Annotated in this window: 18 protein-coding genes; 10 read left to right on the plus strand and 8 right to left on the minus strand. The window is 61.2% G+C overall.

The genetic code is table 11. The annotated features are described in order from the left end of the window. Positions 1–20 precede the first annotated feature (20 nt). The 3 genes from ACTHN9_RS01465 to ACTHN9_RS01475 are packed head-to-tail and all read left to right on the plus strand — an operon-like array spanning position 21 to position 2,948. Positions 21–1,001, plus strand: a complete 981-nt coding sequence (locus tag ACTHN9_RS01465; protein ID WP_440534972.1) for a sugar-binding transcriptional regulator — start codon at positions 21–23, stop codon at positions 999–1,001. Between the two features lie 32 nt (positions 1,002–1,033). After that, positions 1,034–1,792: an SDR family oxidoreductase gene (locus tag ACTHN9_RS01470; RefSeq protein WP_440534973.1), complete on the plus strand. Its 759-nt coding sequence runs from the start codon at positions 1,034–1,036 to the stop codon at positions 1,790–1,792. 43 nt (positions 1,793–1,835) lie between these two features. Further along, positions 1,836–2,948 carry an alcohol dehydrogenase catalytic domain-containing protein gene (locus ACTHN9_RS01475; protein WP_440534974.1) on the plus strand — a complete coding sequence of 371 codons (1,113 nt, stop codon included), beginning with the start codon at positions 1,836–1,838 and terminating at the stop codon, positions 2,946–2,948. 63 nt (positions 2,949–3,011) lie between these two features. Here the strand turns inward: ACTHN9_RS01475 and ACTHN9_RS01480 are convergent, their stop codons facing one another. The 4 genes from ACTHN9_RS01480 to ACTHN9_RS01495 form a co-directional block, all read right to left on the minus strand. Continuing rightward, positions 3,012–3,587 (minus strand): flavodoxin family protein, encoded by a 576-nt coding sequence (locus ACTHN9_RS01480; RefSeq protein ID WP_440534975.1) that lies wholly within the window; start codon positions 3,585–3,587, stop codon positions 3,012–3,014. Positions 3,588–3,653: 66 nt separating this feature from the next. Beyond that, the gene (locus ACTHN9_RS01485) at positions 3,654–4,217 is read right to left on the minus strand and encodes a cytochrome b (protein ID WP_440534976.1); all 564 of its coding nucleotides are present in this window, start codon (positions 4,215–4,217) and stop codon (positions 3,654–3,656) included. A 179-nt stretch (positions 4,218–4,396) separates the two neighbouring features. Continuing rightward, a complete protein-coding gene (locus ACTHN9_RS01490; RefSeq protein WP_440534977.1) occupies positions 4,397–5,746 on the minus strand; it encodes an aspartate aminotransferase family protein in 1,350 nt (449 codons plus the stop codon). Positions 5,747–5,814: 68 nt separating this feature from the next. Continuing rightward, the gene (locus tag ACTHN9_RS01495; protein ID WP_440534978.1) at positions 5,815–7,260 is read right to left on the minus strand and encodes an aldehyde dehydrogenase family protein; all 1,446 of its coding nucleotides are present in this window, start codon (positions 7,258–7,260) and stop codon (positions 5,815–5,817) included. 514 nt (positions 7,261–7,774) lie between these two features. Here ACTHN9_RS01495 and ACTHN9_RS01500 point away from each other — a divergent pair. From ACTHN9_RS01500 to ACTHN9_RS01520, 5 genes are all read left to right on the plus strand, one after another. After that, positions 7,775–9,136: a DUF1329 domain-containing protein gene (locus tag ACTHN9_RS01500; protein ID WP_440534979.1), complete on the plus strand. Its 1,362-nt coding sequence runs from the start codon at positions 7,775–7,777 to the stop codon at positions 9,134–9,136. A 62-nt stretch (positions 9,137–9,198) separates the two neighbouring features. Continuing rightward, positions 9,199–11,028 (plus strand): DUF1302 domain-containing protein, encoded by a 1,830-nt coding sequence (locus tag ACTHN9_RS01505; protein WP_440534980.1) that lies wholly within the window; start codon positions 9,199–9,201, stop codon positions 11,026–11,028. 59 nt (positions 11,029–11,087) lie between these two features. Next, a complete protein-coding gene (locus ACTHN9_RS01510; RefSeq protein ID WP_440534981.1) occupies positions 11,088–13,448 on the plus strand; it encodes an efflux RND transporter permease subunit in 2,361 nt (786 codons plus the stop codon). 30 nt (positions 13,449–13,478) lie between these two features. Beyond that, positions 13,479–14,450, plus strand: a complete 972-nt coding sequence (locus ACTHN9_RS01515) for a WD40/YVTN/BNR-like repeat-containing protein (protein ID WP_440534982.1) — start codon at positions 13,479–13,481, stop codon at positions 14,448–14,450. Positions 14,451–14,484: 34 nt separating this feature from the next. After that, on the plus strand, positions 14,485–16,023 hold the full coding sequence (locus tag ACTHN9_RS01520) for a methyl-accepting chemotaxis protein (protein WP_440534983.1): 1,539 nt from the start codon (positions 14,485–14,487) through the stop codon (positions 16,021–16,023). Positions 16,024–16,068: 45 nt separating this feature from the next. On the opposite strand, the gene ACTHN9_RS01525 is transcribed toward ACTHN9_RS01520, so the two are convergent. The 4 genes from ACTHN9_RS01525 to ACTHN9_RS01540 form a co-directional block, all read right to left on the minus strand. After that, complete coding sequence (locus tag ACTHN9_RS01525; RefSeq protein ID WP_440534984.1) at positions 16,069–16,437, minus strand: hypothetical protein; 369 nt, start codon at positions 16,435–16,437, stop codon at positions 16,069–16,071. Positions 16,438–16,605: 168 nt separating this feature from the next. Further along, a complete protein-coding gene (locus tag ACTHN9_RS01530; RefSeq protein ID WP_440534985.1) occupies positions 16,606–18,045 on the minus strand; it encodes an APC family permease in 1,440 nt (479 codons plus the stop codon). A 292-nt stretch (positions 18,046–18,337) separates the two neighbouring features. Next, on the minus strand, positions 18,338–19,279 hold the full coding sequence (locus ACTHN9_RS01535) for a helix-turn-helix domain-containing protein (protein ID WP_440534986.1): 942 nt from the start codon (positions 19,277–19,279) through the stop codon (positions 18,338–18,340). A 320-nt stretch (positions 19,280–19,599) separates the two neighbouring features. Then, the gene (locus tag ACTHN9_RS01540; RefSeq protein ID WP_440534987.1) at positions 19,600–20,343 is read right to left on the minus strand and encodes an IclR family transcriptional regulator; all 744 of its coding nucleotides are present in this window, start codon (positions 20,341–20,343) and stop codon (positions 19,600–19,602) included. A gap of 414 nt (positions 20,344–20,757) precedes the next feature. Here ACTHN9_RS01540 and ACTHN9_RS01545 point away from each other — a divergent pair, with 414 nt between their 5' ends. Both ACTHN9_RS01545 and ACTHN9_RS01550 read left to right on the plus strand, forming a co-directional pair. Then, on the plus strand, positions 20,758–22,356 hold the full coding sequence (locus ACTHN9_RS01545) for an acetolactate synthase large subunit (RefSeq protein WP_440534988.1): 1,599 nt from the start codon (positions 20,758–20,760) through the stop codon (positions 22,354–22,356). Positions 22,357–22,393: 37 nt separating this feature from the next. Further along, on the plus strand, positions 22,394–23,908 hold the full coding sequence (locus ACTHN9_RS01550; protein ID WP_440534989.1) for an aldehyde dehydrogenase family protein: 1,515 nt from the start codon (positions 22,394–22,396) through the stop codon (positions 23,906–23,908). The last annotated feature ends 12 nt before the right edge of the window (positions 23,909–23,920 follow it).

Here is a 23,920-nt window from a genome sequence, read left to right on the forward strand (position 1 = left end):
AGCGAGACATTCTTGACATCATGGGCAAGACCACCCAAATCACACCACCCGTCGAGCTTGAAGATGGGGTAGACAGCGAAGAGGAACTGCAGACGCGCGTCGCTTGGCATTACTACGTCGGCAACATGACGCAGCAAGAGATCGCGCAACTGCTCGGCACGAACCGCGTGCGCGTGAATCGGTTGCTTGCGGCCGGCCGCGAAGCGGGGCTCGTGCGCATCACGATCAACAGCCGTATCGCGCCCTGCGTGGCGCTCGAGGAAAAGCTCGTCGAGCGCTTCGCCCTGCAGGCGGCTGTCGTCGTCCCGAGCGGGGCGACCTACGAAGCGACGATGGCTGCGCTCGGTATCGGCACGGCGAACTATCTCACGCAGCACATCGCGGCGGGCCACACGATTGGGCTTGGTTGGGGCAGAACGATTCGCGCGGTGTTGCGGGCGTTGCCGCAGCGCGCGTATGGGCCGATCTCGGCCGTCTCGCTTCAAGGCGGGCTGGCGCATTGCCCGAGCATCAATACGTTCGACATCGTCTCCGATTTCGCCGATCTCTGTCATGCGGACGGCTATTTATTCGCGGCGCCGATTTACGTCAGCAGTCAGAAAGTTCGCGACGTGATTCTGCAAGAAGACGCCGTGCGCGAAACCTACGAACTCGCGCGCAACGCGGATCTGGCATTGGTGACGGCCGGCGATCTCACGGAATCGCTCGTCATCACGTACGGCGTGAAAGATCCCGAAGATCTGCGCACGTTGCGCAAGGCGGGCGCCGTGGGCGACGTACTCGGTCATTTCGTCGACGAAAACGGCAAGCTCATCAATCACCCGTTGAACCGCCGCACCGTGGCCATCGCGCTCGACGATCTGCGCGGCATCAAGCAGGTCGTGCTCGCAAGTGGCGGCGCAAAAAAATTCTTCGTGACGCGTGCCGCGCTGCGCGGCGGCTACGTGTCGGTGCTCGTCACGGACGAGGACACCGCGCGGCGGCTCTGCGAGGAGCCGTAACGGTCCCTAAGGGAAAAACATAAGGATTGCCGATGATGAACTCGACAGGTGCGGTCGATCGCCGAAACGAATTTTCGGGCAAGCGCGTGTTGATCACGGGCGCGGGTAAGGGCATCGGGCGCGCTGCGGCGTTGCTGCTCGCGGCGCGTGGTGCGAGCGTCGTGGCGCTTAGCCGCTCCGCGGACGATTTGCGTTCGCTCGAGCGCGAGATCGGCTGCGAAACGCACGCGGTCGATCTCGCCGACGCCGCTGCCGCGCGCCGGGCGGCGCTCGCCGCGCAGCCGATCGATCTGCTCGTCAACAACGCGGGCATCGCACGCTTGCAGCCGTTTCTCGATGTCGACGTCGAAGCGTTCGACGAGACCATGGCCGTGAACGTGCGTGCCGCGATGATCGTCGCGCAGGCGTGCGCGCGCGGCATGATCGAGCGCGGCACGGGCGGCGCGATCGTCAACGTATCGAGCATCTCGGCGCATATCGGGTTCGCGCTGCACGCGGCCTATTGCGCATCGAAGGCCGCACTGGACGCCCTCACCCGCGTCATGGCCGTCGAGCTTGGGACCTATGGCATCCGCACGAATGCGGTCAATCCGACCGTCACGTTGACGCCGATGGCCGAAAAGGCTTGGAGCGACCCCGACAAGGCCGCACAGATGCTTTCGCGTATTCCTTTGAACCGGTTCGTGCAGCCCGACGAGGTGGCGCAGACGATCGCCTACCTGCTAGGCGACGAGTCGCGCATGATCAACGGCGCGAGTCTGGCCGTGGATGGCGGTTTTCTCGCGCGGTGAACGACACGCGCTCCTTTCCTTTTCCATTCCAAGCGAGTCGACCATGAGTGAATCGAACGAGACGGCGCACATGACGGCCGTCGTCTGCCATGCCCCGAAGGATTACCGAGTCGAGCGTGTTGTGCGACCCAAGCCTGGCCCGAACGAGCTTGTCATCCGAATCGCGGCGTGCGGGATCTGCGCGAGCGACTGCAAATGCTACTCGGGGGCGAAGATGTTTTGGGGTGGACCGAGCCCCTGGGTCAAGGCTCCGGTGATACCCGGGCATGAGTTCTTCGGGTATGTGGAAGAACTCGGCGAGGGTGCGGAGCAGCACTTCGGCGTGAAGGTGGGGGAACGTGTGATCGCGGAGCAGATCGTCCCATGCGCGAAGTGCCGATACTGCAAGTCGGGTCAATACTGGATGTGCGAGGTGCACAACATTTTCGGCTTCCAGCGCGAGGTGGCCGACGGCGGCATGGCCGAGTACATGCGCTTCCCGCCGACGGCAATCGTCCATAAGATTCCAGACGGCATATCGATCGAGGATGCCGCCATTATCGAACCGCTCTCCTGCGCGATTCATACCGTCAATCGCGGCGACATTCAGCTCGACGATGTGGTGGTGATCGCGGGCGCAGGGCCGCTCGGGCTCATGATGACGCAGGTTGCGCATTTGAAGACCCCGAAGAAGCTCGTCGTGATCGATCTCGTGGACGAGCGTCTGGCGCTCGCACGCGAGTACGGTGCCGACGTCACGATCAATCCGAAGACGGACGATGCGCTCGCGATCGTTCGTTCGCTCACCGATCAATATGGCTGCGATGTCTACATCGAAACGACTGGCGTACCGGCGGGTGTGCCGCAAGGATTGGAACTCATACGCAAGCTTGGACGGTTCGTCGAATTTTCGGTGTTCGGCGCGGAGACTTCAGTCGATTGGTCGATCATTGGGGATAGAAAGGAACTCGACGTGCGCGGCGCGCACCTGGGGCCTTATTGCTATCCCATTGCCATCGATCTGCTCGCGCGCGGGCTCGTCACGTCGAAGGGCATCGTCACTCACGGCTTCTCGCTCGAGGAGTGGGAGGAGGCTATTCGGGTCGCGAATTCGCTCGATTCGATCAAGGTGCTGATGCGGCCTGCCGAGCGGAACGCCAGGGCATCCGCACGCTGACCGGACGCCGGCTGCATTCGATCTCGCGCAGACAACGGCAATGCAGTCGCGAGGCGCGAACGATCAGCCCTGGCCGCTGCGAAACCGCGCGGCCAGCTCGGCGACACGGCCGCCGAGGTGCCGCGCCGTGTCCAAATCGCTTTTGATCGGCGAAAGCTCCGGCGATTCGTCTTTCGAGTACGCCATCGCGCCGAGCCAGCCGCCGACGCGGTTGCGCTCCTCGTCGTTGTTGCCCGCGAATAAGTCCAGCCCTACCCAAAGCATGCCGTGCTGAGCGGCGAACAGCGCCAACGTGACCAAGGAATGGAGCTTATCGCCATGCATCGAGCCCGAGTTGGTGAAGCCCGCGGCGAGCTTGTTACGCCATAGCTGGGACGCCCAGGCTGTCTGGGTCGAATCCTCCATGAACTGCTTGAATCGAGCGCTGATTGTGCCGTTGTAGGTGGGGGATCCGAAGACAACGGCGTCGCTGGCCGAGAGCGTCTCCCAGTCGACGGGACCCTCCGCCAATGCAACGAGATGAACTTCGGCTCCCGCCACCGCGCTTGCCCCTTCCGCGATAGCCTCCGCTTGTTTCTTGGTGTGGCCGTAGCCGCTGTCGTAGACGATCGAGAGGTCGAATAGGTTTTTTTGCGTCATCTTGCAATAATTCGTAATAAGGATCGAGTTGAACGATCGATGGTCCACAGACGGTCGATTTGCCGCCTACAACATCCGGCGCAACACATCGTTACGGCGATCGGCATCCAGAAATCGATGTTTCAGTGCGCCGAGGATATGGAGAACGACGAGCAGGAGCAGCGTATAGGCCAACGTCTTATGTAGCCATTGAAACACCTTGAACCAGTTGTCGTTCTTAGGTAAGAGTTCGGGCAGGTGCGTGAAAAAGAACGGTACGCCATCGCTTTGCGTGTAGGTGCTCGACATCGAATAGCCCATCAGCGGTACGACGATGGCCAAGCTGTATAGCAGGTAATGAGCCGCCTTCGAGCATTTTTTCTCCCAATTCGCAAGGCCATCCGGCGATGCCGGCAGCGTCGTGCGGGAACGGATCGCCAGTTGGACCACCACCAGCAAGAAAGTCAAAACACCGAACTCCTTGTGGGTTGGGTAATACCAGTCGAATTTGGCCGGCAGGTCGTCGCTCAATCTGACCATGGTCCATCCCATCCATAATTGACCGAAGATCAGAAGCGCTCTGGCCCAATGAAGGAGCCTAAGCGCGAGCGGATATTTGTCGGTGCCGAAATGTTCTACGCGCTCTTCCATAGCATCTTGCCTTCTGCCGTCCGTCGGCTAGGTGGGGAGTTTCCATGTCGGCAAACGCGCGCCCTACAAGGACGGCGAGCGCTGGCCGAGTCCGGCACATCGACCGCCCGCCGACGAATGGCCGCGACCTGCGATGCGCAGCCGTTCGCCCGAACGAGCGGGACGCCTTCAACGACCATTCATCGTCGGCAGCATTCTTGCAGCGCTTCGCGAAGCGCGCCGACCATGACGTCGGCCTCCTCGCGTTTCAGAGTAAGCGGTGGAGACATGACGACCTTGTTGGCGATGGCCCGCACCAATACGCCTCGCTTGCGGGCGCCGTCGGCAACGCGCGCCGCAAAACCCTCCATCGGGTTGAGCGGTGTCCGGCTCGCCTTATCGGTGACGAGATCCAGCGCCAGCATCAGGCCCTTGCCACGCACGTCGCCTACGGTCTCGAATTCATGTTTCAACGGAAGCAACTGTTCGAGCAGATGCTGGCCGACTCGGCCAGCGTTGGCAGGCAGATCCTCCGATTCGACGATGTCGAGTACGGCGAGCGACGCCGCGCATGCAAGCGGGTGCCCGCTATATGTATACCCGTGCATCACCATGTGAGAGAAGCCCGCGCCATTCTCGATTGCATTTGCAATCCGACCGTTGTACATCGTCGCGCCGAGCGGGATGTACCCTGCCGAGATGCCCTTGGCCAAGCACAGGATGTCGGCGGCTACGCCCCATCCACGGCTGCCCAGCATGCAGCCGGTGCGACCGAAGCCCGTGACCACCTCGTCCGCAATCAACAAGATGCCGGCGCGATCGCATACCTCCCGCACTCGGGCCCAATAGGTGGAGGGCGGCACGATTAGACCGCCTGCGCCTTGCACCGGCTCGGCAATGAAGGCGGCGATGGTTTGCGGGCCATGAAAGGCGATGGCTTCTTCCAACTGACGAATGCAATGCGCGACGAGTTCCTCGGGATCTTCGCAATCCCATGGGTTGCGATAGAGCCAGGGGGTATCGAGCAGAATGCAACCGGGAAGCAGCGGTCCGTGGTTGTAGTGATAGACTCCGTTGCCGCCGACGGATGTTCCTCCCATGTGCACACCGTGATAGCCGTTACGCAGGGAAATGAACTTCGTGCGCGACGGCTCGCCCGCGGCGACCCAATATTGCCGCGCCATCTTCAGCGCGGTTTCGATCGCATCCGAACCGCCGCTACCGAACATCACTCGCTGCATGTCCTCTTGCTCGAACATCCCGCAAAGGCGGTCCGCCAGGTCGTATACCCGCGGATGCGCCACGCCGTCGAACGTCTGATAGTAAGACAGCTCATCCATCTGGCGCGCGATCGCGGCTTTGACTTCGGGACGATTGTGCCCAACGTTGACGTTCCACAATCCGCCTACGCCGTCGAGCATCCGGTGCCCTTCGACGTCGACAATGTAGTTGCCGTCCCCGCGTGCGATCACGACAGTGGGGGTGGAATGGCCGGCGGCCGCCGAACTCATCGGGTGCCAGAAACGCTTTTGACGCTTTTGATAATCCATGGTGTATGACTCATTGAGTGTCGATAAAAGAGCTAGGAACGGCTCGCCCATTTGCGCATCTCGCGCACCTACAGCGCAGCGGTAACGACCTTTTCCTCCAGATAGGAATCGAGCGCGGCACGGGACAAGTCGCGCCCGATCCCGCTTTGCTTGATCCCTCCCCACGGGAGGCGCGCATCGAGCGGACTCCAGCAATTGATCGCAACGGCGCCTACTTCGAGGCGCTCCGCAACGCGATGCGCAGTTCCGATGTTCTGCGTCCACAACGAAGCGGACAAACCGTAGGGTGTATCGTTGGCGAGACGGATCGCTTCGTCTTCCGTGTCGAACGGAATCACCATGCCGACCGGACCGAACACTTCTTCTCGCGCGATCCGCATGCCGGGGTGTACGCCGCCGAGGACGGTGGGTCTCATGTACCAACCGTGCGGGGGCACCGGTTCGTCGCCGGTCAACTTGATCGCACCTTCCGCGATTGCCGCATCGATATGCGCACGCACCCGTTCGAGGTGACGCTCGCTGATCAGCGCGCCCATCTGCGACGAGCTATCCGTCGGCGGGCCGACCCGCATAGTTCGAGCGGCTTCGGCCAACCGTGTTTCGACGGCGTCGGCTAGGGAGCGATGCACAAGCGCGCGAGAACCGGCCGCGCACGTTTGCCCCTGATTGACGAACATGCCCAACAATAGGCCCGGGATAACTTGTTCGAGGTCGGCATCGGCGAACACGATCTGTGCGGCTTTCCCGCCAAGCTCGAGCGTGACGCGTTTGAAGGTCTTGGCCGCTTCGCACGCAATCGCGCGTCCGACTTCGGTACTACCGGTGAAACTCACCTTGCTGACGAGAGGGTGAGCGACCAGCGGCGGCCCGACTTGCGCCCCCACCCCGTGAACGATGTTCACCACGCCGTTCGGAATGCCGGCCTCGACGACCAATTCGCCTAATCGAGCGACCGCTAGCGGCGCATCTTCCGAAGGTTTGATGACGACCGTACAGCCTGCCGCCAACGCCGGCGCCAGCTTCCACACCGCGATCATCAGTGGCGCATTCCAGGGGACGATTTGAGCCGCAACGCCAATCGGCGTGCGCCGCGTGTAATTCAATGTGGGCCGCCCCATGAAGCCGTCGGTGGGGACGGTTCGGCCCTCGAGCTTGTCGGCCCAACCGGCGAAGTAGCGCAAGACGTCGACGCTCATCGGAACGTCCATCATCCGCATCTCGATCGAAGGTCGTCCTTGCTCTTGCGCCAACAGCATCGTCAGCGCATCGCGATCGCGTTCGATGAGATCGGCGAGGCGATGTAGCCAGCGCCCGCGAGCGGCCCCGCCCGCGCTTGCCCAAGGGCCTTGGCGCAAGGCCGTGTGCGCAGCGTTGACTGCCCGATCGACGTCTTCGACGGTCGACGCCGGCACGCGGGCCAAGAGTTCGCCGGTTGCCGGAGCACGTTTTTCGAACAGGTGGCCGGACGCTGCCTTGCAACGCCGGCCGTCGATCAGGTTTTCGAGTTCCATCATCGCGGTTGTGATCCTAAGAAGGGTTTTGCCAGATCGCCTTGCACGCCCTCGATCCACGCGACTGCGGTTGCGACGGGGGCGCCTGACTCTCGCATTCACTGTATGTCAGCGACCTCTCCTGGCTTGTCCGCTTTTGGCAATCGCCGCCGATCATCCAAATAGGGAATACCCGAGGCTGGCGCGCTACCGGACGGCGATCGCCTTCAACACGCGGCCGAGCGCTCGCCGCTGTCGATGAAGGAACACGCGTGTTGCGATGGGACTGCGCGCCGGATTCCGCGCAGACAGTTGGCCCTCCTCCGCATCGAGTTCCGCAAATACCGAATGGAGGGATTGGCGAAAGTACCTAGCCGAATTTGTGGCTTCTGCATGTTGACGAATCTTTTATTCTGGGAATAATGAGCGCAACGCATCGACAACGTCGGGTCTGCCGAACTCGATCCCGATGCAGCCGGACCCGCGTCGATCGCCTCTATCCGATCGCCGGTACGTTCATCGTTATGGGAGATCTCTCATGCAGTTCCATCTCAAGGCGGGTCTTGCGATCGCGTGTTCCATTGCGATTTCGATGGCTTGGGCGCAGTCGTCGGGAAGCCTGACTGTCAGCGGCGCGCAAAAAGCAGGAAGCGCCGACGGCCGCATCCCGAGCTATGCGGGGGCGCAGTCGACGCCTGCCGGCTGGTCGCCCGGTAAGGTCAGAGGAGACTATTCGCCATTCAAAGCGGAGAAGCCGCTCTTTTCGATCACGGCCGAGAACGTCGATAAATACGCGGCGAATTTGACGCCGGGCCAGCTTGCATTGTTCAAGCAGATCAAGAACTACCGGATGGACGTGTATCCGACGCATCGCGATTGCGGCTACCCCGAATGGGTGCAGGAGAACACGAAGAAGAACGGGGGCACGGCGAAGCTCGATGCCAGCGGCGATCACCTCGTGAGCGCCACGCTGCCCGGCCTTCCGTTTCCCGCAGCGAAGACCGGACAGGAAGCGATCTGGAATTACCTGTCGCGCTATCGCGGCGTCGGGATTCAGTGGGCGAAAGTCAATACGATGGTTTCTCCGCGGCCGGGCGGTTCCGAATGGATTGCGGTGACGGGGCGCCAACTCATTTACACCCCATGGGGCAAGAAAGGTTCGAATCCGTTGTCGGCGGACGAAGGGTTGTATTCGATCTACGTCGGCTATGACACCCCCGCAGCGCTCGCGGGACAGGGCGTCGTTCAGACAGACAATTTCGCGAGCGATGACAGCCCAGCGTTTTACTACTTTCCCGGCCAGCGGCGAGTGCGCCGTATGCCGTCGTACAACTACGATGCGCCGCTGATCGGCTTCGAAAACCAATACACCGTCGATGAACCGTGGCTGTTTAACGGCAGCATCGATCGTTTCGATTGGAAGATCGACGGCACGAAAGAAATCTACGTGCCGTACAACGACTTCGCCATGTACGACTTCAAGAAGAAGCTAGGCGACGTATTCAAACCCGACCAAGTCGATCCTTCGGCGCGTCGCTACGAGCTGCATCGCGTGTATGTCGTCGAGGCGACGCTCAGGCCGAACATGCGGCACATTTCGCAGAAGAAGGTGCTCTATCTCGACGAGGATACGTATCTCGCGCTTGCGGGCGAGGACTACGATGCCCAGGGCAAGTTGTGGAAGACCAAAGAAAGCTATCCGATCCCGATCTGGGAACTGGGCGGCACTTGCGATGTAGAGCCTTTTTCGCAATACAACTTGGTCACCAACCGCTACGTCACCGACCAAAACGTGATTGCCGCAGGCCAAGACGTCCAGTATTTCGAATCGTCCAGCTCGCCGATGTTCCGGTCCAGCTATTACACGCCTGAGAACCTCAGCTCCATTAGCGAGCGTTAAAGCCACGCGAGCGTCCGGCGATCGATGTCGATCGCCCGGTCGAGACGACTAGGGGAAAGTTCATGAAAACGAGAGTGATTCGCGCATCGTTGTCGGTTGCGCTGATGGGGCTGGGCATGGTGTCCGTCAATTCCTACGGGTACGACTTTACGACCGGGCTCGGAGACTTGCGGGGCTCGTGGGTGTCGAACTTGACGGCGGGCGCGGGGATCCGCACGAAGAGCCCGAGCTGTTCGTTGACCGGCGATCCGAACGCTTACGGTTGCGGCAGTGCGGCCAATATCAATCAATGGGGCTCCAGCGACAACGGCGACCTGAACTATCGAAAAGGCCAACCATTTAGCTCGTATCTCAGCGCAACGAGCGAATTGTTGCTGACGATGCCTAGCGAAGGCTATAAGTTCATGATTCGCGGCACGGCGATGTACGACTTCTTGGTCAACGACACCGCGCGCACGCCGCTTGCCAGTTCGTCCCTCGCGCAGGTGAAGTACCCTGTACAACTGCTCGATCTGTGGGGCGAAAAGGACTTCACGCTCAACGGGCAACCGGCACACGTGCGGCTGGGCAATCAAGTGCTCAACTGGGGGGAAAGTTATTTTGCTTCCGGCGGTATCAACCAGACCAACTCTATCGATATCCAAAAGCTGCTCATCCCGGGAACACAACTGAAGCAGGCGTTGCTGCCTGCACCGATGCTGAGCTTTGCAGCAGGCTTGACGCACGGTGTCAGTGCAGAAGGCTACTACCAGCTTCAATGGAACGGGAACCGGTATCCTCCGGTGGGGACCTATTGGTCCGTCGGCAACAGCTTTGGGCGAGGCGCCGTTGCGGGTACCGGCAGTACGCTCAACGGCAATGCGAATGGTGTCGATGCGGGAACGATCGCCGGCGCTAACAGCGGTAATGCGGCGACGCTGGCGGGCATCAATACGGGGCTGATCAACGGCCAATATGCGGGGCCGCCCTTCAACACCATCGGTTTCGTGGTCAATACGGTTCTTCCGTCGGAGTACAAGCCTCAGTACGGCTTGAAGCTCAGCTACAAACCGAAAGATCTCGACGTCAACTTCGGCTTCTATTACGAAAACTACACGGACAAGTCGCCCGTCCTCTCCGGCTTGTCCAATGGCACCAGTCGGTTTTCATACCTCGAGAACCGGCAGCTGTTCGGCGTCAGCGCCAACTTTGCGATCGGCGATTGGGCGATCGGAACGGAGCTGTCGTACCGCCCGCATGACGCCGTCGCGCTATCCAGTTGTTTCAATCCGAGCGGGCCGCTCGATCTGAACACGAACGCCGTCTCGGGTATCAATTGCCAGCAATGGGCGGACATGAAGAAGTTTCAGTACGACATCAACGGCCAGCTCAATCTCACGCAGAGCGAGTACCCGTTCCTGAAGCTGATCCAAGCGGACCAAGCGGTGCTGACCGCGGAGCTGACCTGGATCTACTATCCCGGCCTCAGCGCGAGCGGGGTCACCCGATCGGTCGACGGACACATGGTGCATCAGGCGCCGGCGGCAGGCTATTTCACCTGGCTGAACAACGGGTCGAGCCTCGGCTATCCGATCACGGCGGCGGCAGGCACGTCCAGTTCCGTGGGGGCGACGGTCGACTTCAACTGGACCTACGACGGCAGCGTGATCCCCGGCTGGCAGTTGACGCCTGGGATGACTTTCACGGATGCCCTCTACGGCTATACGCCGACGTTCACGGGCAACTACTTGCAGGGCGCCAAGTCGCTCAACCTGTACGTGCTGTTCAACCAGAATCCGGCCACCTGGCAAGCCGGCATCAACTACACGCTGTTCTTCGGCGGCCATGGCGGCGTCGGGCAGCCGTACGCCGACCGCAATTTCGTGGGACTGTTCGCGACACGTAACTTCTGATTTCGTGACAGCGGCAACGGCGCGCGAGAGCGCGCCGATACTTTTGAAGGAACGATTCCGTGTTAACTCGCCTCGTCATCCGCCTCGAGAAATTCTTCTTTGGTCATCGCGCGATCGTACTGGCGGCGATCGGCATCTTCACAGCCGTGATGGCGCTCTTCGCCGTGCAGTTGCGCATGGAGGCCGGCTTTGACAAGCAGATGCCGATTGGCCACGAGTACATCAAAACATTTCAGAAGTATCGCAACGACCTGTTCGGCGCCAATCGCATCACGGTGGTGGTCCGTGCAAGGAAGGGGAATATCTGGACGCCGCAAGGGTTGACCCGACTCTATAAGGTGACACAGGCGGTCATGTTTCTGCCGAACGTGGACCGCCAAGGTGTCGAGTCGTTGTGGACCCCGAATGCGTTCGTCAACGAGATCACGGAGGACGGCTTTCGTGCGAGCCCGGTGATCGACGGCACGATCACGCCGAATCAGCTAACGCCGGCCATCGTCGCGCAGATCCGGAAATCGGCCACGGATGGCGACTATATCGGCACACTCGTTTCGCACAGCGAGGACAGTGCCATGATCACGGCCGACCTGAACGAACGCGACAGGTCGGGAAAAGTACTCGATTACGTCGCGTTCAACCGCTTGCTCGAAAAGCAGATCCGTAAGCCGTTCGAAGACGCGGGCTACGAAATTCAAATCATCGGCTTTGCGAAACAAATTGGCGACATTGCGGACGGCGCAACCGCGGTGCTGGGATTTTGCGGCATTGCGTTGCTGCTAACCGCGCTTGCCGTCTACTGGTACAGCCACTCGATACGCTTCACGGTCCTACCGATCGCATGCTCGCTGACTTCCCTCGTATGGCAGTTCGGTACGCTGAAGCTGCTCGGCTTCGGACTCGATCCGCTTGCGGTGTTGGTGCCGTTTCTCGTATTTGCGATCGGCGTCTCCCACGGGGTACAGCAGGTCAACCATATCGTTCGAGAACTCTCGCATGGGTATAGCTCTCTCGAAGCGGCGCGCCGCAGCTTTAGCGGCCTGCTGGTGCCAGGCACGCTGGCGCTGATTACGGCTTTTGTGTCGTTCATCACGCTGCTCTTGATTCCCATACCCATGGTGCGTGAACTCGCCATCACGGCGTCGCTCGGCGTGGCATACAAAATCGTCACCAACCTCGTGATGCTGCCTGTCGCGGCGTCGTGTTGCACGTTCACTAAAGCCTACGCCGATCGCGCGCTCGCGAACGGCGAACGCCGATCGGTATGGTTGCGTGGCCTTGCGCGGGTGGCCGAGCCGAGGAATGCCTACATCGTCGTATCGATCACAGCGGTGGTGTTCGCGTTGGCCGCTTGGCAAAGCCAGGATCGTGTCATCGGCACGCTCCAGCCGGGCGCCCCGGAACTGCGCACCGATGCACGGTTTAACCTCGATGCGGTATCGATCGCGAAGAATTACGATGTCGGGCTCGACTGGTTGACGGTGGTATTCGAATCGACGGGCGCGGCGTGCGATAACCCCGCGATCGGGCTTGCCGAAGACGAATTCGCCTCGACGATGCGAAGCGAGCCGGGGGTCGTCTCCGTGCAATCGTATCCGGGCATGTTGCGTACTTATAACGAAGGCTATAACGAAGGCAACCCGAAGATGAACGTGGTGCCGATCGATTCGGGAAACTACGGCGGGCTTTCGGCCGAGATCGGGCGTGTTAAGGGTTACATGAACAAAGACTGCAGCATGACGGCGGTTCACCTGTTCCTGACGGACCACAAAGCGACGACCCTCAACCGTATTCTCGCCGACATCAAGCACTATCGCGCCACGCATCGATTCGGCAATCTGACGCTTCGGCTCGCCGCGGGCAACGCCGGCGTTCTGGCAGCGGTCAACGACGAAGTCGCGCAGAGCGAGCTGCCGATGATGCTCTACGTCTATGCGGCCATTCTGATTCTCGTATTTTTGGCCTATCGCGATCTGCGTGCGATGGTTGCTTGCTGCGCACCGCTGACGGTGGCGACCTTCATCGGCTACTGGTTCATGAAGGAGTTGCAGATCGGGCTGACGGTGGCCACGTTGCCGGTCATGGTGCTAGCCGTCGGGATCGGCGTCGACTATGCGTTCTATATCTATAACCGACTGCAATTGCACATGGCCAATGGTCAACCTATCGTCGAAGCGGTTGAACACGCGATGCTCGAGGTGGGCGTAGCTACGATCTTTACAGCCATTACGCTGGCGATTGGGGTCGCGACGTGGAGCTTTTCGGCTTTAAAGTTCCAGGCCGATATGGGCAAGCTGCTGGCCTTTATGTTTATCGTGAACCTCGTGATGGCGATGACCGCATTGCCCGCGCTCGCAGTCTTGCTCGAGCGGTGGTTTCCGCGTCGCAAACCGGTTCGGGCGCCCGGCCTGCTGACGCACTGAATTGCCATTCTCGACATCAAAGGTGTTCGCATGATCAGGAATCTCATTGCCGGCGTTTTCATGGCCTGCTTGTCCTTGGCCGCAGTCGCCCAGACGGCAGACACTGCGCCAAACGTTCTTCCGATCCAACCCGCTCATGCTTGGGCCGATCCGACTCACGCGATGTTGCTCGACGTCACCCACGCAGGGGCGCGCATTGTCGCAGTCGGGGAGCATGGCATCGTGCTGCTATCCGACGATGGGGGGCGTAGCTATCGGCAAGCGAGGCAAGTTCCGGCGTCCTCGACGTTGACTGCCGTCTGTTTTGCGGATGCAAGGCATGGCTGGGCAGTGGGGCAGTGGGGAGTGATCCTCGCGACCGATGACGGCGGCGAAACATGGACATTGCAGCGCTCGGATACGTCCATCGACCAGCCTCTCTTCTCGGTGTACTTCAAGGACGACCGACACGGGTGGGCAGTGGGCTTGTGGTCTCTATTGCTCGAGACCGAGGACGGCGGCCGCAACTGGAAAGTGTCGAAGTTGCCGGCGCCGCCGGGTGGGGGAAAGGCCGACCGCAATCTGCTCCACCTCTTCGCGGACCGATCCGGGACGCTGTTCATCGCAGCGGAGCAAGGGCTGGTGCTGCGTTCGCACGACGATGGCGCGACGTGGCAATACCTCAAGACAGGCAACCGGGGCAGCCTGTGGGCCGGCACGGCGACCGCGGACGGTACTTTGTTCGTCGGCGGGCTTCTCGGGCACTTGTATCGTAGCCATGACGGCGGCGACAACTGGGAGGCAGTCGATTCCGAGTCGACCGGATCGATCACGGATCTCGTCGCGTCCGGCAATCGAGTGCTAGGCGTCGCGCTCGACGGCTACGTGTTGAACGGGACGAGCGCATCCACACGGTTCTCGGCTCGACAGCGCGCCGATCGAGCCGCCTTGACGGCGTTAGCCGTATTGAACACCGGTCAGGCGATTCTTCTTTCGAAGGCCGGCATCTTGACGCCGCAATGATGTCGAGCCGCCGCCGACCGGGCAGAGGGTAGAAATGAGTATTCGTAAAGGGCTGACTTGGACGATCTGCGCATTCGTCGTTCTCATTCTCACGGTCATCGCCATCGGCTACGGCGTATCGAAGTTGGCTCGGGACGGATTGCAGGACGTGGAACGCAGCACGCTCGGCATGGCGACGCTCAAGGCGAGTTCGGAGAAGCTGCTGAAGGTCAGACTCGCCCTTGGCAGCTACGAGACACTGTTTAGTGTCGGCAAGCAGACCGACGCCATGTTGGCCGACGCTCACCAATTGCTGGGCGCGTCGAACCGAGATTTCCAGGCGTACGTCGGCGGCACGTTCCAAAGCGAGGCGGAGCGTAAGCTCGCTCGAGCGGTTGCCGACGCGCGCAAGAATCTTGTCGATCGCGCGATCGAGCCTGAGTTCGAAGCATTGAACGACGGGAACTACAATGCGTTTCGCGACATCGAGGGACAGACTGCGAACCAGTCCTACGCCGCCTACGCAAAAGCAATCGACGAACTTGAAGCGTTGCAGAACGAAGATGCACAACGCAAGACGGCGACGGTTGGCGAACGTTTCCGCTTTGCAACCCTCGTTTTCGCGGCTATCGGTGCGATTGCCGTCGTGATCGGGCTGATTGCGCGTGCCAGTCTGTCGACCGCGCTCATTCGGCCCGTTAACGAGACGATTGCGCATTTTCGTCGGATCGCATCGGGAAACCTAACCATGGCCGTCGCCCATCGCCCGCAAGGCGAAATGGGCCAACTGCTGGACGCGCTCGGGCAGATGCGCGCTGGACTCATGGATACGGTATCGAAGGTGCGCGGCAGCAGCGATGAAATCGCGTTCGGCGCGAAAGCAATCGCCTCGGGCAACGTGGACTTATCGCGCCGCACGTCGCAACAGGCGGCGGCGCTCGAGGTGACGGTTGCGAGCATCGGACAATTGTCGAGCACGGTGAGGCAGAACGAAGATTCCGCCAAAGAAGCGAACCGCCTTGCGCAAGGCGCGCTGCAAACTGTGTCGCGCAGCGGCGAGATGGCCGAACGCGCGATCGCCGTGATGGATAGCATTACCGAGTCGTCCCGTAGGATCAAGGACATCACGGGAATCATCGAAGGCATCGCCTTTCAGACCAATATTCTGGCGTTGAATGCGGCCGTCGAAGCGGCGCGCGCGGGGGAACAGGGGCGCGGCTTTTCGGTGGTCGCGTCAGAGGTGCGCAGCCTTGCGCAGCGCGCGGCCGTTGCGGCAAAGGACATCAAATCGTTGATCGACGACGCCGCGCGGCGGGTCGAGCAGGGTGCATCGTTCGTTCAATTGGCCGGCGGCACCATGAGCGAGGCAATGGGCGCGGTGGAACGCGTGACCCGCATTGTGGGTGAAATCGAAATCGCCGCCGCGAACCAGAGCCAGGGCATCGCGCAAGTCAACGAAGCCATTTCGCAGATCGACGAGGCCACGCAGAGCAACGTGGCACGGGTCGAGCAGGTCACGGTTGCAGCGAAATCGCTCGAAAGCCAAGTCGACGTCCTTCGCCGCGCGGTGGCCGTATTCGAGATCGGCACCTGACGTGCGCCGCTGTCGACGCGTATCGCGTTCCGATCGCGTCAGCCGTCAAATCAAGCAGTGCTCGAACGAGGCGCTTTGCGTGAAAAGCCGCCTCTCGCAAAAAGCCGACTCGGCCGCATTCACCTGCATCAGCGCGGCGTAGCGATCGTGGCCGTCGCAACCTACGATCGCGAACACGCTGCCGTCGCAGCCGTCCGAGAACCGTGCGTCGCCTTCTATGACGTCGACGTCATCGTGAATTCCATGCAGCTTTGCTTCTTCGATGACGTTCCACCTCTGCGGAAGGCGTAACACGATATCGAGGACATCTTCGGAGATCGAAATGATCGCCGCGTGCGTGCCGGCGCGGCGGCTGAACCAGCCTGATTCGCCCGCGGGCTCGACACGGATTGCGGCTACGGCATAAAGCAACATGGGTGGGGTTTCCGGAGACATGGGCCGCGTTGAATGAATGTGATGGGCGGCGCCCTCCGCTGCGATGGATTGAAACGAGCAGCGCGAAGCGGTGGCACGGGATGCGCCCCGTTTCAACCTATGTGCGGCGGGCACCGTCTGATCGGCGTGGCTATCGGATCGAGTCGGCTATTGGACGGCGCGCCCAAGACCGCGATACAGCGCGGGATCTTTCCTCCTCAATCGCAACGCGGCCCATACACCCGCTGTGCCGATAGCCAGTACCACGTACGGAAACAGCGACACGAGCCTCGAATCGGAGCCGCTGAGCACCGACAAGTTGCGAATCACCAGTACGAGGCACGCACCGAGGGCAACCACGCTGAGGAGCGGGGCGATCAGGCGATGGACGAGGGTGGTATCGCGGCTATCGCGTGCGAAGAAGGCGATGACCGAGGCTGCCACGAGGATCTGCACGGCGATGATGCCGATCGTCGCCAGAGCGCTCATCCACGAAAAGAGAATCGCGAACGGATCCAGGTGCAGCAGAGCCGAGCCGCAGACGGTCACGAGCGCGATGGCCGTCTGCACTTTCCCAGCGACATCGGGGCAATGATAGGTCGGGCAGGTGTGGCCGAGCTTCCCCCACAACACGCCTTCGCGGCCCATGGCGTAAAAGTATCGGGTGATGGTGTTATGAAACGAGAGAATGGCTGCGAACAGGCTCGTGACGAGCAGGACATTCATGACATCGGTCGCGACGCTGCCGAGCAGCCGATTGCTCACGGCGAACCAAAGGTTGGCAGGATCCTTCGTTGCTTGCGCAACGATTTGATGCTCTCCCCACGCTTCTACGATGGCCCACGCGGAAAAGGCGTAAAAGACCATGATCAGCACCACGGCCAGATAGGTGGCGCGCGGGATGGTGACTTTCGCGTCGCGCGCTTCCTCGGAAAAGATCGCCGTTGCTTCGAAACCCATGTAGGAACCAAGCACGAACACGAGAGCGGTTCCCAATCCGGGACTGAATACGGCGGCGGGGCTAAACGGCACCGCGCTCAAGCCGCCGGGCCCGCCGCCTTTGACCACGATGGCAACGTCGAGCAATGTCACGATGGCGATCTCGCCGATCATGAGCATGCCGAGTAACCGTCCGCTGAACTCGATGTGGCGCGCTCCGCAAAAATGGACGATCGCGATGCACGCCAACACGAACGTCCACCATGGGACGTCGATCCCGTAGTGCTGCAGGATGCCGTTATTGAGGAAGAAGCCGAACATGCTGTAGATCGCGATCTGCACGGCGTTGTATGCCGCGATGGCGATGAACGCGCCGCCCACGCCGAGCGGCCGACCGAGGCCGTTGGCGATATAGGCGTAAAACGCGCCCGCGTTCGAGATATGCCGGCTCATGGCCGCGTAGCCGATGCTGAAGATCAGGTACATGACCCCGGCCAGGACGAAGGCGCCCGGTACGCCCACGCCGTTGCCTAGCGAAAACGCGGCTGGCGTTGCCCCAACCATCGCGGTGAGCGGCGCAGCGGCGGCCACGACGAAAAAGACGATTTGAGGAAGTCCGACAGCGTTTTTGCTGAGCCCGTCTCCGGGGCGGCTGGAAAGTTCGTTCATAGGTCATCCTGGAGGCCGGCATGCCATGGGTGGGCGATGCGGCGTGCGCTAGTCAGTATCTCCGCATGCGGGGGGGCTCCACGCATTTTTCGATGGAAAATCGTGGGGTACTTCCGCGATGCAGGTTCGCTCTTCGACTCCTGCGAGACCGAATGCGCGGTATCCCAGAAGTGCGATTTACTCTACGGCGCGGCGAAGGCTCGTTTTGTCCGCTATCGGCAATCCAAGCGTTCACAGGCGGTTAGGAGTTTCCCGGAGCCTCGGCGCGACGCTGCGGATGGCTGGTCGGGCTTCACGCGCGCACGGTCTGAGAAGGCAACTCATGGAAATGCTGCTGGTAGTACGATGAAAAACGCCCGAAGTGGCAAAAGCCGAATTGCGCAGCGACGTCGCCGATACGCACGGATGCCGGCGTACTCATCAGGAAGCGACGAACAGCGTTCAAGCGGATCGAACGCAGATAGGCGGTGGGGGTCGTGCCGGCGATATTTTGGAAGCTGTACTGCAGCGTCCGGCGGCTGACCTTCAAATGGCGGCAAAGATCGAGCACCGTCAATGCGTCGTCGCTTTCGAGCGCAATTTCCTGGCTTTTCCAGACGATATAGCTTTGGGTCGACATATGCGGTAGCGCACCCGTTGCACTGTCGTCCTCTTGCATTAGATCTAGGACGATGCCGGCGACGACGTGGGCGAGGAACTTTTCCTGAAATCGCTCGCGGCCGATGAGCGATTCGCTATCCAGTGCAAGGCGGAGCAGGTTTTGCAGGTTGTCGGCCGCGGTTTGATAGCGCGTGGGGGATACGGGCAATACGGGGTTGCAAAGAATTCGGTCGGGCAACGCCGCCAGTGCCGTATGTTCGTGTTCCTCGGCGAGGCTCCGGTCGATCGTGAATGCGATGACGTCCGTGTCGCACGGCAAGTGCACGATAAATTCGTCGCCGCCGCGTAGCGTCAGAAGGCTGGAACAATTCACGGCGCGGCCCTGGACGACGGGCGCGACCGTGCGGACGGCGGGCAGCGCGAAGCACAGTCGCTCCCGCGGCGCTCGGCCTTGCTGCAATACGCGCTGATTGAGCTGCTCGTGAAAGACGTGAAAGCGTTGCCCGGAAACTTGACGCAAGGTGGTGCTGGCCGAACCGGGGCTGATCTGATCGTAACGCTGAGTCCAGTTCGCAATGGCTTGCGAATGGAGGAACACATCTGAAAAACGGAGCGTCTCGGCGCGCGGATTCATGGTCGGTCTCGGTGTTACGTTGACTCCCTATGACAAGGCCTGTCCCTGTGCGCGAGCAGGAGCAGGCGAGCGCACTTGCCAGCGTCGCGCGCATTCGGCGCTGGCGTGTTTCACGGGACCGAATACCCCAAGCGATTCGTCTGACGTAATCCCCGGTGACTGTTTCATAAATCCCGAAACGCAGGATTTGTGGTTGGTTACCGGCGAGGAAAGCCTGAGTGTGAAGCGACGATAGTCCCGAAATAAAGGATAGTCAACTCGTCGCACCTAGGTGTTTTCGTTAGGCGGCTTGGCCCCCGCCGCGTGCGGCAGGTCGCCCCTCAGCGCTTGCCGGAGCCTGAGGCTGTCGGATACGCCTTGCGGCCAATCGACTTTGCGGCATTCCAAAGAGCAGTGCCCAGCGCGGACTCGTTGAACAGGGCGTAGTGTTCGCGCTTGAAGATCAGCGTCAAGCTCGAAGTGGCTTCGTTGTTCTCGCCGGTAGGGATGGGCGCGGAGATGCCTACGTGACCCTTGTGAAGTTCCTCGTGAGACACCCAATACCCTTGTTGGATGATTTGTTGGCAATACCGCCACAGCGTGCTCCAGTCGTCGGTGAGCGCTGGGTCGCCCGCCAATAGATGACGATCGAAGAGGCGCTTCAGTCGCGCCCGGCTCATCGTCGCGATGATCACTTTCGACGACGCCCCCCTCATCAAAGGCATCACTTGGCCGCGGCCGAACCCGAGGTTGAGATGCTCAGGGCCGCTCTCGTGGTGGATGTTGATGATCTGCTCGTCGTACATCGTCGAGATCAGTCCCTCGCCGCTGGTGCTCGTCACGAGTTTCTTCAACTCCGGGATGCCGGCTTGCAGCAGAGGATCCGACTCGCGCATTTTCCGATCGAGGTTGATGATGCGCGCGCCGAGCGAGTAGAAGCCGTTGGCATTGTTGAGCAGCCCGGCTTCGGTCAGCTCCTTGACGTATCGATAGCAGGTAGTCCGTGTAAAGCCCATGCGCTCGGCGATGGATTCCGCAGTCATCGACATCGCGGTCGAGGAGAACAGATCGAGGATGGAGAGCATCCGGGTGAGACTCGACATGGCGTTTCTATCGCTTCTGGCTGTGGGTTGGTCAATGCCGGCAAGTGCCGGACGGGTTGATCGGGCTTCGCGCGATCCCAACGCGCGGCGCCGCCTCGAATGATGCCTGCATCGATTTCGATGCGCAAAGCCCCCGCGAGGAATGCACGTGTCCGCGCGTGCCGGTCGGGGGCCCCAGGACAGCCGAAGTCGTCCGGGGCGCGGTCACCATGACGTAAACCCCAATCCGTTTCTATCGTCGCGTGTCCATCAATTCCGAATTCGGAGATTCGTGAGCGACGAAGAGGAAGATTTGAGCCCAATTACGACGTTGACAATCTCTAATGGTGGGATTAGCATCGCTTCGACTTGATGGGGAGACGGCAGTGCCCCGCTACCTCGAACATGGACAACACGATGCAAACCATCAATCCCGTATCGCAGGAATCGCAGCTCGAGCAGGATGAAACGACCGGTGCCGAGCGAATGCTCATGGCTGCGCGCGACGCGGGTGCCGAGGTTTGCTTTGCCAATCCGGGTACGACGGAGATGCCGCTGGTTGCCGCACTGGATACCGTTCCCGGCATCCGTGCCGTGCTGGGCTTGTTCGAGGGCGTATGCACCGGCGCGGCCGATGGTTATGGGCGTATGACAGGCAAGCCTGCGCTGACGCTGCTGCATCTCGGGCCAGGCTTCGCGAATGGCATCGCCAACTTGCATAACGCGCGGCGCGCTCGTACGCCGATCGTCAACATCGTCGGCGATCATGCCAGTTGGCACCTCCAATACGATGCGCCGCTGACCTCCGATATTCATTCTCTGGCCCGGCCGGTTAGCGCGATGGTACGAACCATCGAATCGCCGGCAGACATCGAGCCCGACACGATCGACGCGTTCAATGCCGCAATGAGTGCGCCCGGAAGCATCGCGACGCTCGTTTTTCCGGTCGATTATCAGCAGGCGCCAGCCGTGTCGCGCGCAGGCGAAGCGCGGCCGAGCAGCCGCGAGCGAGGCTTTCAGGAAGCACGCGTCGAGGCGGTGGCGCGGGCGATCGAGGCCGGCCAGAAAGTCGTGTTCTTGTTAGGTGGCGGGGCGCTGTCCGAGTGCGGTCAGCGTGCTGCCGGCCGCATTGGCGCAGCCTCGGGTGCCCGTTTCTTCAGCGAGACTTTTCCCGCCCGCACCGAGCGCGGCGGTGGCCTGCCCGACATCGACCGGTTGCCCTATTTTCCCGAAAAGGCCATCGAGCAGCTCGACGCGGCCGATCTCGTCGTGCTGGTGGAGACGATTGCACCCGTCGCCTACTTCGGCTACGAAGGGCTGCCGAGTATGCTTGTCGACGAGCGCCGGCTGATGGTCCTCGCCGATGTCGCCGAGTGCGGCGAGCGCGCCTTGCTCAGCTTGGCGCAGCGCCTGGGGGCGGACGCCGCGGATTCGGGGAAGCCGACGGCCCGGTATGCGATTCCCGACGCTGTGCTCGATGCCGCGACGATCGGCAAGGTGCTGGCCAATGCGCTGCCCGACGAAGCGATCGTATCGGTGGAGGGCGGAACCTGCGGATATCCGTTCGTCACCGCCTCCGCATCGGCCGCTCGTCATACGATCCTCACGAATACGGGTGGAGCAATCGGGCAAGGCTTGCCTGTTGCACTCGGTGCCGCTATCGCATGCCCGCACCGCCGCGTGTTTGCGCTGCAATCGGACGGCAGCGCGCAGTACACCATCCAATCGCTATGGACGATGGCACGCGAACGCTTGCCCATCGTCATCCTCATCGCCTCCAATCGCCGCTACGGCATTTTGCAAACGGAATTGCGTCGAGCGGGAAGCGTCGATTTCGGCCCCCGAGCCCGCGCGCTCACCGAACTCGACAACCCGCCATTCGATTGGATGGCGCTTGCCGCGGGATATGGCGTGCCGGCCGTACGCGCTTCGAGTACTCGCGCGCTGGAGTCGGCTCTGACCGACGCGCTCGAACATCAAGGCGGGCCGTTCCTGATTGAAATGATGCTTCCCTGAGCATCGCCATCGGTAAGCACGAATACGGGATTCGAACATGTCCGCAAATGTTAGCGATTGGAGTCTTCTTGTCGGCGATGCAGCGCGTCGTTTTGCGTTGCGCAAGCATCGACTCTTTATTGGCGGCGACTGGCGCGAGGCTGCCGATGGTGCAACGTTCGAGACGTTGGATCCGGCAAGCGGCACGGCGATCACTTGCGTAGCCGATGCAGGGCAGGCCGATGTCGATGCGGCGGTGCGTGCCGCGCGCGTGGCGTTCGAATCGAGTACCTGGCGACGAATGACGCCGATCGACCGGGGCCGTTTGCTCAATCGATTGGCCGATTTGATCGAGTTCAATGCGCAGGAATTGGCCGAACTCGAATCGCTCGATAACGGCAAGCCGCTTTCAGCCGCGTTGAACGGCGACGTTCCGGGCACCGCGAAGCTGTTTCGATACTTCGCCGGCTGGCCGAGCAAGCTCGAAGGCGCCACGATTCCGGTGTCGCCGAGCGGCGGCCGTGCGCTGCTCAACTACACGCGTAGCGAGCCTGTTGGGGTATGCGGACTCATCGTGCCATGGAATTTTCCGCTATCGATGGCGGCATGGAAACTGGCGCCCGCACTGGCCGCAGGTTGCGGCTGTATCTTAAAACCCGCCGAGCAAACGCCGCTGTCCGCATTGCGATTGGCGGAACTCATTCTTGAGGCGGGCTTTCCCGCGGGCATCGTCAACGTCTTAACGGGGCGCGGCGCAACTGCTGGCGCCGCACTGGTCGCGCATCCCGGCGTGGACAAAATCGCATTTACGGGTTCAACCCAGGTGGGCAAGGCAATCGCCAAGCAGTGCGCGGACTCGCTCAAACGCGTCACGCTCGAACTTGGCGGCAAGTCGCCTAACATCATCTTGCCGGATGCCGACCCGGCGGACGTCGCCGAAGCGGCAGCGGCGGCGATCTTCTACAACCAAGGCCAGGTTTGTACGGCAGGCTCGCGACTCTATATCCACAAAAAGCACTTCGATCGCGTGATCGCCGACGTGACCGCGAAGGCGCAATCGATTCGAATCGGTCCTGGACTCGAGTCCGGCACGCAGATGGGGCCACTCGTTTCGTCCTTACAACATCGAAAAGTGAGCGAATACGTACACATCGGCCGTAGCGAAGGCGGCGTGACGGTCACCGGAGGCGGCCGACCGCAAAACAGGCCGAACGGTTACTTCTTCGAACCCACCGTGTTCGTCGAAACGGGCGACGCCGCGCGGATCGTCAAGGAAGAAATCTTCGGGCCGGTGTTGACCGCGATGCCTTGGGACGACATCGACGATCTCGTCCATCGCGCAAACGATTCGCCGTTCGGCCTCGCAGCGGGGGTGTGGACTCGCGACGTGAAGGCGGCACATCGGCTGGCGGCTCGGCTCAAAGCGGGGACCGTTTGGGTGAATTGCTACAACGTGACCGATCCGGCGTCGCCATTCGGCGGTTTCAAAGAATCGGGATGGGGGCGCGAACTCGGCCGAAAGGGCATCGAAAACTACCTCGAAACGCAGAGTGTTTGGATCAACATGGATTGAGTAGGAGCGCGA

This window comes from Trinickia sp., assembly GCF_051953405.1.
Lineage (GTDB): Bacteria > Pseudomonadota > Gammaproteobacteria > Burkholderiales > Burkholderiaceae > Trinickia.